Genomic DNA, 16,672 nt, shown 5'->3' with positions numbered 1-16,672 from the left:
GCGCCCGACCCATGCCCCCCGCTACCCCCTCAACTGCGAAGAGCCACTTATCGGTAGGTTGTTCGGTCCGTCGTCGGCCGAGGAATCCCGGCTGTGCGGCTCGGGACGATGGGCGTCACACCGCGCCGTGCACCCACGCCAGGAACTCCTCGGCGTCGAGCACGGGCTTGTCCCAGCGGGCGGCGTTCTTCGACTTGTTCGACTGGGTGCCGCGCTCGGCGACCACCAGGACGTCCGTGCGCGTCTTGGTGAGGTTCGGGACCGGGATCAGCCCGCGCTGCTGCGCCAGATGCTCCATCTCGGAGCGATCCACGGACCCGTGCATTGCGGAGACGACCTCGCCGGTGAAGCACACCCGGGCGCCGGGCACGAGGATCTCCGCGAGGTCGATCGCCCCCGTGATCTCCAGTCCCTCGGGCAGGACCTGCACGCCGAAATGGGTCTCGACGCCGCGCAGACGGTCCACGACCTCCTGGTCGTGGGAGATGACCCGGCCCCAGGCCGCCTCGAGCACCTCGGCCAGCACCTGCGCGGCGTCGTCGTGCGCGGAGAGGTTGCCGCCGACGACGAAGCCCTCCGGCCCGGGGTTCCCGAGCTCGCCGCTCGTGCGGGAGAGCAGATAGCCCCGTCCCCGTGCGAGCTGCGGGAACGGGGTGCCCGCGTCGGCAGCGGCGGTGCGGGTGGTCGTGCTGCCGCCGGCGCCTGCCCCTGGTCCGGTGACTCCCGCGCGCCGACGCTCGACGACGTCCCGGATCGCCCGTGCCCGTCCGAGCGCGGTGGGGGAGCGCAGGCCCGCGCGCTCGTCGGCCAGGAGGTCGGTGGTCGGCACATCGGCGCCCAGCGGCATGCGCTCGACGACGCCGTTGCGCTTGAGCTCGAAGTCGATCCAGCCCAGCTGCTCATCGATCCGAGGGCCTACGGGGATGCGGCCCGCAAGCAGCGGGGACAGCGCGGCCCAGGCCTCGGTGAGCACCGGGGCGAGCTGCACGTCGCGCGTGGTGATGCCGTACTCGGTGCGGGCGGCGAACAGGTCGCTCGTGGGGTTCACGATGGTGGTCGCCTCGTCGCCGTCGTCGGTGACCACAGCGATCTCCACCGGCCGGGGCCGGTACCGATCGCCGACGTTGCCGACCATGAGCGCCGAGATGTAGGCGTCGCCGAGCGTCTCGGCAGGAGCTGTGGAGGAGGCGAGGAACCGCCGCACCCGGACATCGGACTTCAGGTCGCGGGGGAGCACATCGCGTTTCAGGACGAGCCCCGCGAGGCTGGTGCACCGCGACAGCGCCACATACAGCTGGCCGTTGGCGAAGGTGCCGCCGGTCAGGTCCACCACCACGCGGTCCAGGGTCTGACCCTGGGACTTATGGATCGTGATGGCCCAGGCGAGCTTCATCGGCAGCTGGGTGAAGGTGCCGATCACCTGATGGACCAGGTGGCCGCCGTCGACAGAGGGGCGGGTGATGTCCCAGGTGTGGGGACCCACCTGGTGGCGTCGGCCGTCGCGCAGCCGCACCTCGACGACCGGCCCGTCGGCGTCGGCGCCGATCGCGGTGACCTGGCCCAGGGTGCCGTTGACCCAGCGGTCGAGCGGGTCGTTGTTCAGCAGCATCACCTGGGCGCCGACGGCCAGTCGCAGTGCCTCCTCGGTGGGTCGCTCGAAGCCGTCGGTCTCCCCGGTGACCGCTGCGGTGAAGGTCTGCGGGGCGTCGGGGAGGCGCTCGAGCATCTGGCGGTTGCGGGAGGTCACGATGCGGTTGGTGGTGGCCAGTGTCAGCCAGAACTCCTCGAGCGGCGGCTCAAAGTCCGGGTCGGTGCGGGAGTTGAGCTCCGCCCGGGCCTCCTCCATCAGGGCGCCCTCGCGCACGGCGTTGAGCAGGTCCACCAGACGATCGTCGCCGAGCTGGCGGAAGACGGTGGTCAGCTCCACCGCCGGGAAGCGGTCCCGATCGAAGGAGTGCGCGGAGAAGAAGAACGGGGTGCCGTACCGCTCCTCGATGTGCGCGGCCTCCGCGTCGGTGACGATGGGTGGAAGCTGGAAGAGGTCGCCGACCAGCACCAGCTGCACCCCGCCGAAGGGCTCGCCCGGCCGCGGCCCGAAGCGCTCGAGGGCGGCGGCCAGCGCGTCGAAGAGGTCCGCCCGCACCATCGAGGCCTCATCGACGATCAGGGTGTCCAGCGTGGAGAGGGCCTGCGCGAAGCGGCCCGGGTAGTAGCGCGGTCCCCGCACCAGCTCCTCGCTCACACCGAGCGGGAAGGAGAAGAGGCGATGGATCGTGTACCCCTCCACGTTCAGCGCCGCGATCCCGGTGGGCGCGACGGTGAGGGCGTTGCGGTCGGTGGTCTCCAGGAAGCGCCTGATCAGCGACGACTTGCCGGTGCCGGCCCGGCCGGTGAGGAACAGGTGGCTGCCGGCGTCCAGCAGGTCCAGGGCGCGCTGGAAGTCCTCGGTGATCGTGAGCTGCGGGGCCATGGTTCATTCTCTCGCAGCAGCGCAGCCCACAGGGACCTGTCACCAGTCTCCGCAACGGATTGACCACAGGTCATAGCGCTTCCAGTCGCTAGGAAATCCCATCTCTGACGGCGTCCGACCCTCGATGTGCTCAAACTCGTCCTCAACCAGGGAGTGCACTTTCAGATTCCAGGTGGAGCCTGGGGAAAGGCCGCCCAAGAGATGGGCGAGAAGGGCAAGTGACCCATAGAGGCGTTCGCTTTGGCCGCGAGGCAACGATGACAGCGTCGGGATCGTGCGGAGAGCGGCAGTTGGGGCTGGCGTGAACGAACGGTTCCACACCCGTGCGTGGTGAGCGATGGAGTTGCGCAAGATAGAGAGATGCTCGAGCCACCTCGTGAGCGGGTGTTCCTTCTTGGCTTTCTGCTGCTGGTTCTTCGACAGAGTGGACAGATCGATGGTGACGCCGAGTCTGCTGGCGACAGCCCACTGGTCGCGAGAGTGCATGCCTTCGTAGAGTTTTGAGATGTCTGCGAAGTCGAGAACTTCGGTAAGGACCCAGATCGGCACGCTCCCGCTATAGCGGGAGAGGTGGTGTCGGATGGGTTCACTATGGGATCTGGCGCGTGCTATCCGCCGCCGCGCCACGTCGAGCCAGCGAGAGTGATCGAAGGAAGGGCGGAAGAGCATGCTGTTCTCGTGCGCGAGGGGGTCAGAAGAGCCAAGGTGGTAGCTCACATGGCTCCGGACGCCGATTTCGACGCGCTCGATGGCGTCGTGGATCAGGGTGCGCAGTTTGCGATCGAATTCGTAGAGCATGGTGACGTCGGCCAACGAGGTGTTGGGTAGGAATTGGTCGGTTGGAGTGCCATCAGCGTGGTGTCCGCGGTATGTGTACCAATAGCCGCTGAGGCGGTAGTACCCGACGTTCGATAGCCACTGCGAAGCGAATGTCGTGTCTGCAGACATGCCGCGGCCACGCAAGATCGCCAGCTGACCTGGGATGTCTGTGAACGGCTTCGTTGTCGCCATAATTCCCCCGAAGATAGATCCAGCCCACACCAGACGTAGCTGGGCGGGCTGAACTATTGCCGCAAGTGTATCAGGGTGACTGCTCCGACTCCACCGGGGTGTGACTGGTGTGGACGGGAGTCGCGGTGGCTTGCTGGGGCGAGGCGATGCGGCTCTCGAGACGATCAGGTAGTTGCTGGAGGCAATCACATGGGCGTACGGTGTCCGCCATGGACGCGACGAACCCCGCTCTGCATCGCGCCACGCTCACGGCGCTCACCGCGCTGATGTCGCAGTGGTCCTCGCTCGAGTTCCAGCGGCGGATCACCGCCGAGTGCGGGGTCTCGCTGGATCCCGTCGGCGTGCGCGCGCTGTACGTGCTCGGCATCGCCGGAGGTGCCGAGCGCCCCAGCGCCATCGCCGATGATCTGCACCTCACCCGCCCCTCCACCTCGAAGCTCCTCACGCGCCTGACCACCGCCGGTCTCGTGGAGCGCACCCCGGATTCGTCCGACGGCCGCTCCGCGCGCATCGCCCTGACCGCCGACGGGCGCCGCACCTACGAGCAGCTCGTCTCCGCGGGCGTCGCGATGCTCGCCGAGGCCACGGCCGGCTGGGATGCGGCCGACGTGCGCACCCTGTCCACCCTGCTCGTCCGCTTCACCGACGGGCTGCTGACCCCGGGGGCTGCGGAGGATGCTCCGTCCTCGGGTCGGCCGGCGGCCGCGAGGCCGGATTCCACCCACTGACCTGCTGGCCCTCAGGCTCGCCGCCCTGTCCCGCGGATGCACTGACCCCCAGCTGCACGTACTCCCACTCCCGGAAGGACCCCACCATGTCCCGTACCTACGTCGTCACCGGCGCCGCCTCCGGCATCGGCCGCACCACCGCCCAGATCCTCACCGCGCGCGGCGACACCGTGATCGGCGTCGACCTGCGCGACGTCGAGGTCCCCGGCGACCTCTCCACATCTGAAGGCCGCGTCGCCGCCGCCGAGGAGGCCACCCGCCTCGCCGGGGGCACCGTCGACGCCGTCATCGCCTGCGCCGGCCTGTCGATCCCGAAGCCGATCACGGCGACGGTGAATTACTTCGGCATGACGGAGTTCCTCGAGGCCATGCAGCCGGCTCTCGCCCGCTCCGAGGCCCCCCGCGTCTCCCTGGTGTCCTCCATGGCTTCGATGCAGCCCGTGGTCCCGGCCCTCGTGGACGCGCTGCTCGCGGATGACGAGAAGGAGGCCGACGAGATCGCGACCCGCATGGCCGAGGACGCCGGCCTCGCGAACGTCATCTACCCCTCGTCCAAGCGCGCCATCTCCCGCTGGGTGCGGCGCGAGGCGCCCACCGCTCGCTGGGCCGGCGCCGGCATCCCGCTCAATGCCGTCGCCCCCGGCACTGTCGTCACGCCCATGACGGCGGATCTCCTGGCCAGCGAGAAGGGCAGGGCGATGACCGATGCGTATGTGCCCATGCCGCTGAACGGCCATCAGGGCCCGGAGTCCGTCGCGAACCTGCTGATCTGGCTGACCTCGGTCGAGAACAGCCATTGCGCCGGGCAGACCATCTACTGCGACGGCGGCGCCGACGCGGTGCTGCGCGGCGATGATGTGTGGTCCTGGAACGACGAGACGATGCGAGAGACTTTCGCCGAGATCGGGGCAGGGCTGCGCCGCTGACCTGCCTGTATGCCTGGTCTGCCCGCTCTGACCTCAGGCGGCCTGCGCCCGCTCGGCGATCTTCTTCGTGTTCTGCGCGGTGCGAACCGTCGCGACGCTGAACTCGAGACCAAGACGCATCGCGATCAGCGCGATCACTGAGGGGATCCAGCCGAACACGATCGCGAGGATCAGGGGCACGGCGTTGAAGCTCGACTCCCCGTAGAAGCTGTTGAAGCTGCCCAGCACCGAGCCGAACATGATGCCGCAGAGGATCTGCCCCAGCCACACCAGGAGCGCGACCACGAACGCCACGATGTACAGGAAGGCCGAGAACTTCACCGTGATGAAGTGGGTGAACGTGAAGTCGAACAGGGCGCGGAAGAAGCCTGCCTCGCCGTCCTGCTTCGGTACGGGGACCCAGGACGGATCCTGAGGGATCTGCGCGCCGGCGGCCGGGGAGCCCTGGCCGTAGGCAGGTGATCCCTGTCCGTACGCCGGGGAGCCCTGCCCGTACGCGGGCGAGCCCTGTCCATACGCCGGCGAGCCCTGGCCGTACGCCGAGGCCGACTGGCTGGGAACCTCGGAGCCCGATGCGGCACCGGAGGCCTGCTGGTCCCCGTACGGCGAGGCCTGCTGCTCGGAATCGGCCCAGGGCTGGTCGGCGGAGAGGTTCTGCTCCGGATACGGCGAGTCGAAGCGGTCCCCGTCGGATGGGTGCGACATAGCGCGATTCACGTCCTTCATACGTCGATGGCTGATGCGCGTCCACGCACCTCGGTCCACGCGCGAAGAACGGCCCTGATCTGCTGGCGGCCCCCGTCGCACTGTCCCCACGAGAACTGTAGTGCGGATCCCTCGCGGGCAGCGACGAGCCACCAGCTGTCGAGATCCGCGGCCGCGGAGGGATCGATGCTCGGCCCGGGAGTCCGGCCCAGGAGACCGGTCGCGGGCTGAGCATCGATCGTGACCCGCTCGGCTCAGCGGTGCGGGTACTCCGCCTCGCGGTCCTGGAACTCGAGGATGGCGGGGTTCCGGATCACGCCGTCCTGGATCTCGATCGCGCTGTCGATGGTCTCCACGCCCGCCCAGGCGGAGGGTCCGGACATGACGGTCTCCAGGAACGGGAGGAGCGCTGAGCTGTTCTCCCAGCTCGCCGAGTTCCAGAGGTACGACGGGCTGTGGTCCACCGCGTAGTAGTTCACCCCGTTGTCCAGGCGCAGCATCGGCTCGTCGAACGACGTGGGCCGGGCGAAGGAGAAGCCCATGCCCTCGTCGCAGGAGACGTCGATGATCAGGCTGCCCGGCGTGAACTGCTGCAGGTCACCCTCGTGCAGGTACAGCAGCGGGGCGTTGGGGTCTTGCAGGGTGCAGTTGACCACGATGTCGCTCTCGGCGAGGAACGGCCCCAGCGGGACCCGGCCCTCGTCCGTGATGGCCGCGCTCATATAGGGCTCGTCGGCATGAGCGAACTGCACGATGTCCACCGAGTGGATCGGGGAGGCGACCGCGGCGACGGCACGGTTGGTGAGCACTCGGATCTGGGTGATGCCCAGGGCGCCCAGCGCGGTGATCGCCCCACGGGCGGTGGCTCCGAACCCGATGACCGTGGCGGTGAGGCGACGGCCGTAGTTCCCCGTCGAGCCCAGCAGCTGCAGCGAATGCAGCACCGAGCTGTAGCCCGCGAGCTCGTTGTTGGTGTGGAACACGTGCAGGTTGAAGGAGCCGTCCTGGTTCCAGTGGTTCATCGCCTCGAACGCGATGAGCGTGAGGCGCTTGTCGATGGCCAGCTGGGTCAGGGTGCGGTCCTGCACGCAGTGCGGCCATCCCCAGAGCGTCTGGCCCTCGCGCATGGCACGGATGTCCTCATGCTGCGGCTTCGGCAGCGCGAGGATGTCGGCCTGCTCGAACAGCTCGGCGCGGGTGACCACCCTGGCCACGTGCTGGGCGAGCTCAGAGTCGGGAATGCCGAAGCGCTCGCCGTAGCCCTCCTCGAGGAGGATCCTGCTGCGCAGCTCGGCAGGGATCCGATCGACGTGTGCGGGGTGGATCGGCACCCGCCACTCGTCCGTCTTGCGGGAGAATCCGAAGACTCCGAGGGTGAGCGCGGGGTCCGTCGTCGGTCCGCTCCGGTCGCTCTCGATGTCCTGGGTGATCTGGTCGTTCTGGCGTGGCAGCACGTGCGTCCGATCCTGGGCGCCCGGTGGCACCCCTAGATCCTGACCATAGATCATCGCGCCAAACGCGCCTCCGGGAGCGGGCGCGGACGGTGATGGTGCCGGGCCCACCAGGGGTGAGCGGGGACCGGGCGACGTGGAGCAGGGCGGCCGGTGGGGAGGCGGCGTCCGGCACGGGTGGCGCAGTGCCCATCATCGACGCGAGCGGGGCAAAGTTGGGGGCATCCATGCCGGATACCCCCACCTTTGCCCCGCTCGCGCCATGAGAGGCGCCGGGTGGCCGGATCAGGCGCTGATGCGGGCTACGAGGTCGATCTCGACCAGGATGTTCGCGAGCTGCGAGCCGACCGTGGTGCGCACCGGGAACGGCTCGGAGAAGAACTCGCGGTAGGCGGCGTTGAACTCCTGGAAGTCGGCGAGGTCCGCCAGGTGCACGGTGGTCTTCAGGGCGTCGTCCAGGGTGGCGCCGCGCTCGGCGAGCACCGCCTGGATGTTGCGCAGTACCTGGCGGGTCTGCTCGCCGACGTCGGACGAGACCTCGCCGGTGGCCGGATCCTGCGGGCCGAAACCGGCGGTGAAGATCAGGTCGCCGCTGACGATCGCCTGGCTGTACGGGCCCGCGGGCTGCGGGGCGTTGTCGGTGTGGAGGGCTTGCTTGGTCATCGTTCTCCTCGAGGTCGTGGGTGATCACGGTCAGGTGCGGGGCACGGGCCCCGCGGGGCCGACGGGCGGTCGTTCATCCGCCGTCGGAGTCATGGCCGCCGGAGCGGAGGGGGTCGGGCTCGGCGCGGAAGCCGGCCGCGGGACGGGCGCCGGGGGAGCGCGGGCCCGGTGCGGCGCGCAGGCCGCTGCCGGGGAGGTCGCCGGTGAGCTGGCCCCCGGAGAGGACCGGACGGCCCGCGACCAGCACGTCGTCGACCCCCACGGCCAGCGCTGTCGGGTCGTCATAGGTGGCGGTCGCACGCACCGCGTCCTCGTCGACCAGGGCGATGTCGGCGATGTGCCCGGGCAGGATGCGGCCGCGCTCGCCGAGGTGGAACCGCTGAACGGCGCGGGTCGAGAGGTGCTCGATCGCCTCGGGCCAGGTGAGGAAGCCGTGCTCGCGCACATAGGTCGCGAGGTAGGTGGCGAAGGTGCCGCGGGAACGCGGATGCGGATGGGCGCCGATGAAGATTCCGTCGGAGCCGCCCAGGTGTCCCGGATGGGCGATCAGGCGGCCGAGGTCCTCGACCGGCCGCTGGTCGCGCACCGCCATCACCACGTTCACCTCGAGGCGGGAGGCCGCCAGCAGATCCAGCGCGGCATCGATGGGGTCGGTGCCGCGACGCCGCGCGAGCTCGGCGAGGGTGAGGCCGTGCGCCGAGGCGAACTCGGGGGCGACGGTGTGGGCGATCGTGATGAGCTCGGGCCACTCCGGTCCCAGGCTCGGGTAGGCGTCGACCCCCGGGAACCAGTCACGGCGCAGGCGCTCGCGCTCGGCCGGATCGCGCAGCAGGGCCGCGGCCTCGTCGGGGTCCATCGCGTTCACGGCCGGAGGCAGCAGGGTCATCCCCAGGATCGAGCAGCCGCGCGTGTACGGGTAGGCGTCGAAGCTCGCGTCGACCCCCTGCTGGTCGAACCAGTCCATCAGCCGCGCAGCCTCGTCGGCTCGGGTGTGGAAGTGGGAGACGTGCACGGGCACACCCGCGTCGAGGCCGATCCGTGCCACCTCCTCGACCCCCACCTGCGAGTTGTCCTCGTAGCCGCCGCGCATGTGTGTCACGTACGGCAGGCCGTCGGCGGCGAGCGGACCGCACAGCGCCGCGATCTCGTCGGCCCCCGCGTAGAGGCCCGGCGTGTAGTCGAGTCCGGTGGAGAGCCCCACCGCCCCGTCGGCCACGCCCTGCGCGACCAGCTCGACCATGCGAGCAATCTCCTCGGTGCTCGCGGGGCGGTCCGCGCTCCCGAGCACCTGGTGGCGCACGGTGCCGGCGGGGACGAGGTAGGCGACGTTCAGCGGGGCCGCGCCGTCGTAGGTCGCCAGCAGATCCTCGACGCGGGGCCCGCGGTACGTGGGGTGCGGGCCGTTGATCGCGGCGAAGTACTGCGCGCCGTAGGCACCGTCGCCCGGCGCGTAGGAGACGCCGTCCTGCCCGCCGATCACGGTCGTCACCCCCTGGCGCAGCAGGGCCAGCTGCACCTCCGGATCGACGACGACGCCCTCGGCGTGGGAGTGCGCGTCCACGAAGCCCGGCACCACGAGGCGGCCGTCGGCCTCGAGGATCTGCGCGCCCGCGGCGTCGGCCGGATCGAGGCGGCCCACGGCGACGATGCGCTCGCCCTCGACGAGCACGTCGGCGGCCGTGACGGTGCCGCCCTCGACGACGCGCCCTCCGCGGATCAGCAGTCTCATCACGATCGGGTTCCCTCCAGGGCGTTCAGGCGGCCGGCGTCGGCCGTATCGGGGCGCATCGAGGCGGTCGCGGTGGCGATCGCGCCGATCGCGCAGATCACCACAACGTAGACGACCACGGGCCAGATCGAGCCGCTCGCCCATCCCACGAGCGCGGTCGCGATGAGCGGGGCGAGGCCGCCGCCGAGGGTGTTGGAGAGCTGGTAGCCGATGTTCACGCCGGTGGTGCGCTGCTCGACGTCGAACATCTCGGTGAGCATCGTCTGCAAGGTGCCCTGCATGGCGATGCCCGGGATCACGAAGCCGATGATCATGCCCAGCCAGATCATGCCCGGCTGGTGGGTGCCGTACAGCGCGAAGGCGGGCCACACCAGGACCGCGAAGCCGACGCAGCCGGCGATGTAGACCCGCCGGCGCCCCACCTTGTCCGAGAGCGCGCCGTACAGCGGCGCCATCACGATCTGCAGGGCGCCCACGATCATCGTGCCGATGAAGCCGACCTGCGCGGGGACCCCGTCGGCCACCATGAACGCGAGGCCGAAGGTGAGCACCACGTACCCGGCGATCGACTGCGGCAGGCCGATGAGGATCCCGAGGATCGCATTCTTGGGGTGGCGCACCACCTCGCGCAGCGGCGAGGTCGCGGCGACCTTCTTGTCCGCGACGTCGCGTGTGTGCTGGGTGAACTCCTCGGACTCCTCGAGGTGGCGGCGCAGGAACACCGCGATGATCGCGAGCACCAGGGCGAACAGGAACGGAATGCGCCAGCCCCAGGTCATGAAGAACGACTCCGGGCCCAGGCCCAGGCCCGCCATCATGCCGGCGGAGGCCACGTTGGCGATGCCGGCGCCGCTGATCAGGAGCGCGCCGTACAGGCCGCGGCGGCCGACGGGGGCGTGCTCGACGACCATCGTCGCCGCGCCGCCCATCTCGCCGCCGACGAACAGGCCCTGGAACATGCGGGCGATGATGAGCAGGACCGGGGCGGCCAGGCCGATGGTGGCGTCCGAGGGGATGAGGCCGATCGCGGCGGTGGTCAGACCCATGCCGATCACGGTGATGAGCAGGGTGAGCTTGCGGCCGTAGCGGTCGCCGATGTAGCCGAACACGAGCCCGCCCACGGGGCGCAGCAGGAAGCCCACGGCGAACGTCGCGAAGCTGGAGAGCTGGGCGACGAAGACGGAGTCCGACGAGAAGAACACCGCGGGGAACACCGCGGCCGAGGCCAGACCGTAGAGGTAGTAGTCGAAGTACTCCATCAGCGTGCCGATGGCGCCGCCGGCGATGGTGCGTCGCTGCCTGGCGTTCAGCTGCGCGCTCTGCGGGTCCCGCGTGTTCTGCGGGTCCGGCTGGGATCCCGGCAGCGGGGCAGGCTGGGCTGCCGGTGGGGTGGTCGGATGCATGGAGTCCTCCTCGACGAACCGTGCTTGACTGAATTTATACAGCCTTGACAGAGGTTACGTCTACCGCGGAGCCGCAAGTGCCATGATGTGTCCCATGAGCGCAGCGCACAGTGCCCCCGGCCCCGCGGAGTTCCGGACCCCTCTGGAGCCTTCGGATCGTCCGAAGTCTCCGACCCCCTCGGGGCCTTCGGATCATTCGGAGTCTCTGACCCCTCTGGAGCCTTCAGATCGTTCGGAGTCTTCGGCCCCCGCGGGGCCCGCGTATCCCGCGGTCCCCGAGCAGGGCGCCCGGTTCGCGAGCTTCGACGAGGCCTACCGGGTGCTGACCCCCCTGATGGGCGCGATCGCCGCGGTCGTGGGCCCGCACTGCGAGGTGGTGCTGCACGATCTCACCGGCGGCGATCTCGACCACTCCGTGGCAGCGATCGTGAACGGCCAGCTCAGCGGACGCACCGTCGGCGGCCCCTCCACGAACCTCGGCCTCGAGGTGCTGCGCGACCCGTCGACGGACCACGACGCCCACGGCTACCGGGGCCGCACGGCGGATGGACGGGAGCTGATCAGCTCCTCCACCTACTACCGCGACCATGACGGCGTCGTCATCGCCTCCTTCTGCATCAACGTGGACCTCACCCCGGCACAGACCGCCCTGACCGCGCTCAGCGCCCTGCTTCCTGCCGTGCGCGACGAGGTCCGGGAGCATCCGAAGGAGCTGGTGGGACCGGATATCTCGAGCGTTCTCGACGACATGGTCGAGGAGGCCATCGGCCACGTCGGCAAGCCGGTGCCCTCGCTGACCAAACCCGAGCGCATCGAGATCCTGCGCCTGCTCGAGGCCCGCGGCGCCTTCCGCATCAAGCGCGCGGCGGACAAGGTCTCCGCCCGCCTCGGCGTCTCCCGCGTGACCATCTACGGCTACCTCGACGAGGTGCGGCGGGGCTGAGCGGGGCGCCCGCCGGGAGCAGTCGCGGCGACCTGGCCTCGCCTGGCCTGACCTGTCCAGACTTGTCCTGTCCTGTCCTGTCCTGTCCTGTCCTGTCCAGACCTGTCCTGTCCAGACCTGTCCTGATCTGTCCTGACCTGTCCAGACCTGTCCTGATCTGTCCTGTCCTGTCCTGTCCTGTCCTGTCCTGTCCTGTCCAGACCTGTCCTGATCTGTCCAGCATGCGTGGCGTGTCGTTGAGGCGCCGCTCAACGACACGTACTGCTGGGTACCTCCGGGTAACCCGCAGTCGGACACTCCCTGCAGACTTTCCATGTGGTCCCACGCGTCGGTATCGCCGCCCGTATTCGACGCGTCAGACCTCATGCCCGGGCAGCGCGCGCCGTGCCACGAGCTTGGGCGGCGCGCCGGGCCCTGTGCCGGACCCCGTGCCGGGGCGAGTACAGGGCCACGTGCAGGGCCGCGCAGGTCCACGGGACCGGCAGCGCCGTCACGCGGGGCTGGCCGACGTGTCCAGCATGCGTGGTGTGTCGTTGAGAGGCCGCTCAACGACACGTGCTGCTGGATACCTCCGGGTAACCAGTTGTTGGACGCCCCCTGCTCAGGAGGTTGGGCTTTCCCTACTCAGAGGCCAGGCGCCCCCTGTTCGGGAGGCCAGGCGCCCCCTGTTCGGGAGGCCAGGCGCCCCCTGCTCAGCAGGTCGGGCGCGCCCGGCTCAGAAGAAGGTCTCGACGGCTTCGTGGACGATGCCGGTGCTGCTGTCGAGGAGCGGGATGAGGCGCCACTTGTCGAAGGCCGTGCACGGGTGGGAGAGCCCCAGCCGCACCACGTCGCCGACAGCGAGGGGGGAGTCGCCGGTGAAGCGCAGGAAGGTGTGCTGGTCGTTCAGGGCCGTCACCTCGGCCTCGAGCGGCTGCTGCTCGCCGCCCAGCGTCGGGGAGCAGGAGAGCGCCGTGGGCAGGCCCTCGTCGAAGGGCACGTCGCGTTTGCCGGCGTCGAGCAGGGCGAGGCCGGGCTCGGGGTGGGAGACGACGCGGGCGTAGGCGAACATCCCCGGCAGCAGAGCCTGCTCCTCGGCGACGTCCCGGATCGTGTCCAACGGGGAGATGCCCCGGTAGAAGCCGGAGTCATGCACGATGTACGCACCGGAGCGGAGGATCGCCCGCACGTCGCTCAGCGGCGCGAAGGCATCGGCCACCAGATCGAAGTAGGCGCTGCCGCCGGCGGTCACCCACGGGGTGCCGTCGATCAGCGGGCGCAGACGCTCGACCAGCGCGGCCAGCCGCTCGCAGTAGTCGCTGACCACTTCCAGTGACTCCTCGGAGCGGTCGTGAGCCAGCGCGCCCTCGTAGCCGGACGCCCCGTACAGCGTGAGCGTGCTCGAGGCGGCCACGCGCTCCGCGATCGCCACGGCTTCGTCCTCGGTGCGGGCGCCCGTGCGGCCCCCGTCGGCCCCGAGCTCCACCAGCATGCCGAACCCGGAACCGCCCGGCAGCTCGCGCTCGAGCAGATCGATGGTGGCGAGAGAATCGGCCCAGCACACGAGCTCCTGCTCGGGATGCTCTGCCAGGTGCGCGGCGAGCCGACGCAGCAGCGCCGGGTCGGTGCACGTGTTGGCGATCTGCACGGTGGGGATGCCGGCGCGCAGGGCGACGTCCGCCTGCCAGCCGGTCGCGACCGTGATCCCGGTGCAGCCCACCTCGAGCTGACGGCGCCACAGCACCGGCGCCATGGTCGTCTTCCCGTGCGGCATCAGCTCGAGCCCGCGTTCGCCGGTCCACGCCGCCATCACCTGCAGGTTGTGCGCCATCGCCTGCTCGTCGAGCACCAGCAGTGGTGTGGAGAACTCCGCGAGCGGCGTCTCCAGCGCGGTGATCTCGCGGCCGACGAGGCCGACGGGGAAGGACTTGTCCTGCGCCTGGACGGTGCGCTGGACCTGCTCGACGTGCTGGACCTGCTGAACCTGCTGTGCCTGCTGGGGCATGGGCGACCTCGCTCCACTCGATGCGTCTGAACTGCGAGTCTCTGGGGTTTACCGGGATCATGCAAGATGAGGTGCGCGGCGGCAGGCCATGGCGAGCCCGGCACCGCGATCAGTCGCGCGGGGCCCGCTCGTCCCCTGGGCGTGGGGTGCCCTCGACATCGGCGCGGAGCGCGGCGAGGGTACGGGCGATGTTGCCGCGCTGGAAGTCGGAGAACAGCCGACCTCCGGTGACGAACCTGTCGAAGCGGCTGGCGACGGCATCGGGCCAGCGGGTGCGGCCGTCGGTCCAGGTCTCGGTGACGAGGGTGCCGCCGTCGGCCGGCTCGAAGGTGTAGCTCCACCTCGCGATGCGACCCTTGAGGAGCGGCTTCGTCGGCCCGATCGCCGTGACCTCGAACGTGAACCGCTCGCCGGGAACGGCCTCCGTGACGGTGCAGGAGGTCACCCAGCGAGCCCTGCCGCGCCGGTTCGAGCCGGTGAACGTCATGCCGACGGTCGCCGGGCTTCCGGGGTGGGGCACCTCGGCGCCGGTGTTCTCCGGGCTCCAGCGGCCCATCTGCGAGGGGTCGGCGATCTGCTCGTACAGCTCGAGCGGCTGCGCGGCGATGACGATGCTGTCGTGCACCTGCATGATCCTGGCCATCTGCGGGATGCTACAGCGCGGGGTTGTGCCCCCTGCGGTCGTAGACTCGACCGGTGCCTGATGACTGTCCCTCCGCCTCCGCCGCCGACCCGTCGGTCGGTGCCGGCAAGCCCTCCGACTTCACCGCCGACGAGCTCGCCACCGCCCTGCGCGTGCTGGCGGCCGGGCCGAAGCTCGCGGATGACGACGAGGATCTCGTGGCCCTCAAGCGCGCCTCGCGCACCTTCGAGAAGCGCCTGGCGAAGTCCCGGCGCGGTGCCAAGACATGGGAGCAGCGCAAGGCGGACCGCGCCGTGGTCGCGGCCACCGCGACCGGTTCCCCGCTGCGCATCGACGACGAGACCAAGGGGATCCCGCTGGTCTCGGCCACGAAGGGCGCCTACGCCGGGGAGCTGAACAAGGCCCGCGGCTGCTACATCTGCAAACGCGACTACACCCTGGTGGATGCCTTCTACCACTGGCTGTGCCCTGAGTGCGCCGCGATGTCCCACGCCAAGCGCGACCAGCGCACCGACCTCACCGGCAAGCGCGCCCTGCTCACTGGCGGCCGCGCCAAGATCGGCATGTACATCGCGCTGCGCCTGCTGCGCGACGGCGCGCACACCACGATCACCACCCGCTTCCCCAAGGACGCGGCCCGCCGCTTCGCCCAGATGGAGGACGCGGCGGACTGGATCCACCGCCTGAAGATCGTCGGCATCGACCTGCGCGACCCCACCCAGGTGATCGCACTGGCCGACGACGTCGCCGCGGCCGGCCCGCTGGACATCCTCATCAACAACGCCGCCCAGACGGTGCGCCGCTCGCCGAGCGCCTACTCGTCCCTGGTGGAGCTCGAGGAGGCACCGCTGCCCACCGACCTCGCGCTGCCGGAGATGACGGCCTTCGACCGGATCTCCCAGGCCCACCCCGCATCGATCGCCGGGGTTCTGGACACTCAGTCGGTCCCGCAGCACGACGGGGAATCCCTCGAGCACGCCCGGAAGGCGCAGTCGGCCGCCTCGATGACGGCTCTCGCGCTGCGCGCCGGGAATGCGAGCCTGGACCAGCACCTCGCGGGTACCGCGGTCGACGCCGGCGGGCTGCTGCCGGACCTGCAGACCACCAACTCGTGGACGCAGACGGTGGACCAGGTCGAGGCCCTCGAGATGCTCGAGGTCCAGCTGTGCAACGAAACCGCTCCGTTCCTGCTGATCAGCCGCCTGCGCGCCTCTATGCGAGCCGCCGTGCAGGCCGGGGCCCGCCGCGCGTACATCGTGAACGTCTCGGCGATGGAGGGCCAGTTCTCGCGGCGCTACAAGGGCGCCGGCCACCCGCACACGAACATGGCCAAGGCTGCGCTGAACATGCTCACCCGCACCAGCGCCGGCGAGGCCTTCGAGACCGACCAGATCCTCATGACCGCCGTGGACACCGGCTGGATCACCGACGAGCGCCCCCACCAGGACAAGCTGCGCATCGCCGCGGAGGGCTGGCATGCGCCGCTGGACCTCGTGGACGGCGCCGCGCGCGTGTACGACCCGATCGTGCGCGGCGAGGCCGGCGAGGATCTCTACGGCTGCTTCGTGAAGGACTACAAGCCCAGCCCCTGGTGACGACGGCGTGACGGTCCGGCCGCTCTCGGTCAGGGATGCGGGAAGCCCTGCACGGTGCGGTCGCTCTGCGTAGAGTCGACGGTCATAAGGCGCTGCTGCTGAGGGTGGTGCTGCTCCGTCACGAGGAAGGGAGGCCCCATGAGCCGCCGACGCCGACGAGGGGATGGGAACAGCAGCGGCACCGTCGCGCTGTGGGTACTGGAGCTGGGTGACGTGTTCTGGGTCGTGCTGAAGTTCGTGGTGCGCCTTCCGCTGCTGCTACTGCGGTTCCTGGTCTGACAGACCCGGACGACCGCTACCGGGCCGATGCGCCGGGCCTGTTTGAGGAGACCTCGCGGCATCGGCCGTACTGCGGATCGCCGCCTCCCGTAGTTCGCGCAGCTTGTCGGCATGCACCTCACCGAGCATGCGTTCCTTGTGC

General features: G+C 70.0%; 14 protein-coding genes. 5 read left to right on the top strand and 9 right to left on the bottom strand.

Annotated elements, in window-relative coordinates; all coding sequences use genetic code 11:
* Window positions 1-115 precede the first annotated feature (115 nt).
* Window positions 116-2,470, bottom strand: coding sequence for an AAA family ATPase (locus ACT3T5_RS16510; RefSeq protein ID WP_443404489.1), 2,355 nt, complete (start codon window positions 2,468-2,470; stop codon window positions 116-118).
* A gap of 39 nt (window positions 2,471-2,509) precedes the next feature.
* Window positions 2,510-3,481 (bottom strand): Abi family protein, encoded by a 972-nt coding sequence (locus tag ACT3T5_RS16505; protein ID WP_444594940.1) that lies wholly within the window; start codon window positions 3,479-3,481, stop codon window positions 2,510-2,512.
* 209 nt (window positions 3,482-3,690) lie between these two features.
* On the opposite strand from ACT3T5_RS16505, the gene ACT3T5_RS16500 reads away from it, so the two are divergent.
* Together ACT3T5_RS16500 and ACT3T5_RS16495 are read left to right on the top strand one after the other, a co-directional pair.
* Window positions 3,691-4,209 (top strand): MarR family winged helix-turn-helix transcriptional regulator, encoded by a 519-nt coding sequence (locus ACT3T5_RS16500; protein WP_443404477.1) that lies wholly within the window; start codon window positions 3,691-3,693, stop codon window positions 4,207-4,209.
* Window positions 4,210-4,295: 86 nt separating this feature from the next.
* Window positions 4,296-5,135, top strand: a complete 840-nt coding sequence (locus ACT3T5_RS16495) for an SDR family oxidoreductase (protein ID WP_444579465.1) — start codon at window positions 4,296-4,298, stop codon at window positions 5,133-5,135.
* Window positions 5,136-5,168: 33 nt separating this feature from the next.
* On the opposite strand, the gene ACT3T5_RS16490 is transcribed toward ACT3T5_RS16495, so the two are convergent.
* The 5 genes from ACT3T5_RS16490 to ACT3T5_RS16470 form a co-directional block, all read right to left on the bottom strand.
* The gene (locus tag ACT3T5_RS16490) at window positions 5,169-5,840 is read right to left on the bottom strand and encodes a DUF4282 domain-containing protein (RefSeq protein ID WP_444579466.1); all 672 of its coding nucleotides are present in this window, start codon (window positions 5,838-5,840) and stop codon (window positions 5,169-5,171) included.
* A 254-nt stretch (window positions 5,841-6,094) separates the two neighbouring features.
* Window positions 6,095-7,258 (bottom strand): N(5)-(carboxyethyl)ornithine synthase, encoded by a 1,164-nt coding sequence (locus ACT3T5_RS16485; RefSeq protein WP_443398360.1) that lies wholly within the window; start codon window positions 7,256-7,258, stop codon window positions 6,095-6,097.
* Window positions 7,259-7,576: 318 nt separating this feature from the next.
* Complete coding sequence (locus tag ACT3T5_RS16480) at window positions 7,577-7,954, bottom strand: RidA family protein (protein ID WP_444579467.1); 378 nt, start codon at window positions 7,952-7,954, stop codon at window positions 7,577-7,579.
* Between the two features lie 73 nt (window positions 7,955-8,027).
* On the bottom strand, window positions 8,028-9,683 hold the full coding sequence (locus ACT3T5_RS16475; protein WP_444579468.1) for an N-acyl-D-amino-acid deacylase family protein: 1,656 nt from the start codon (window positions 9,681-9,683) through the stop codon (window positions 8,028-8,030).
* Window positions 9,683-11,086 carry an MFS transporter gene (locus ACT3T5_RS16470; protein ID WP_444579469.1) on the bottom strand — a complete coding sequence of 468 codons (1,404 nt, stop codon included), beginning with the start codon at window positions 11,084-11,086 and terminating at the stop codon, window positions 9,683-9,685. Before ACT3T5_RS16470 ends, ACT3T5_RS16475 begins: the two co-directional genes overlap by 1 nt.
* Window positions 11,087-11,405: 319 nt before the next feature.
* Between ACT3T5_RS16470 and ACT3T5_RS16465 the strand changes: the two genes are divergently transcribed.
* Window positions 11,406-12,029, top strand: a complete 624-nt coding sequence (locus ACT3T5_RS16465) for a helix-turn-helix transcriptional regulator (protein WP_444594939.1) — start codon at window positions 11,406-11,408, stop codon at window positions 12,027-12,029.
* Window positions 12,030-12,744: 715 nt separating this feature from the next.
* Here the strand turns inward: ACT3T5_RS16465 and ACT3T5_RS16460 are convergent.
* Both ACT3T5_RS16460 and ACT3T5_RS16455 read right to left on the bottom strand, forming a co-directional pair.
* The gene (locus ACT3T5_RS16460; protein WP_444594938.1) at window positions 12,745-14,013 is read right to left on the bottom strand and encodes an alanine racemase; all 1,269 of its coding nucleotides are present in this window, start codon (window positions 14,011-14,013) and stop codon (window positions 12,745-12,747) included.
* 109 nt (window positions 14,014-14,122) lie between these two features.
* Window positions 14,123-14,656, bottom strand: coding sequence for an SRPBCC family protein (locus ACT3T5_RS16455; protein WP_444594937.1), 534 nt, complete (start codon window positions 14,654-14,656; stop codon window positions 14,123-14,125).
* 53 nt (window positions 14,657-14,709) lie between these two features.
* Between ACT3T5_RS16455 and ACT3T5_RS16450 the strand changes: the two genes are divergently transcribed.
* Both ACT3T5_RS16450 and ACT3T5_RS16445 read left to right on the top strand, forming a co-directional pair.
* Window positions 14,710-16,251, top strand: a complete 1,542-nt coding sequence (locus ACT3T5_RS16450; RefSeq protein WP_444594936.1) for an SDR family NAD(P)-dependent oxidoreductase — start codon at window positions 14,710-14,712, stop codon at window positions 16,249-16,251.
* A gap of 138 nt (window positions 16,252-16,389) precedes the next feature.
* Complete coding sequence (locus ACT3T5_RS16445) at window positions 16,390-16,530, top strand: hypothetical protein (RefSeq protein WP_444579474.1); 141 nt, start codon at window positions 16,390-16,392, stop codon at window positions 16,528-16,530.
* Window positions 16,531-16,672 lie beyond the last annotated feature (142 nt).

The sequence above is a fragment of the Brachybacterium sp. AOP3-A1-3 genome (genome assembly GCF_052378285.1).
Classification (GTDB): Bacteria; Actinomycetota; Actinomycetes; order Actinomycetales; family Dermabacteraceae; genus Brachybacterium.
Note: the sequence above shows the minus strand (reverse complement) of the source record. Positions and strands in the feature narration are given on the sequence as shown.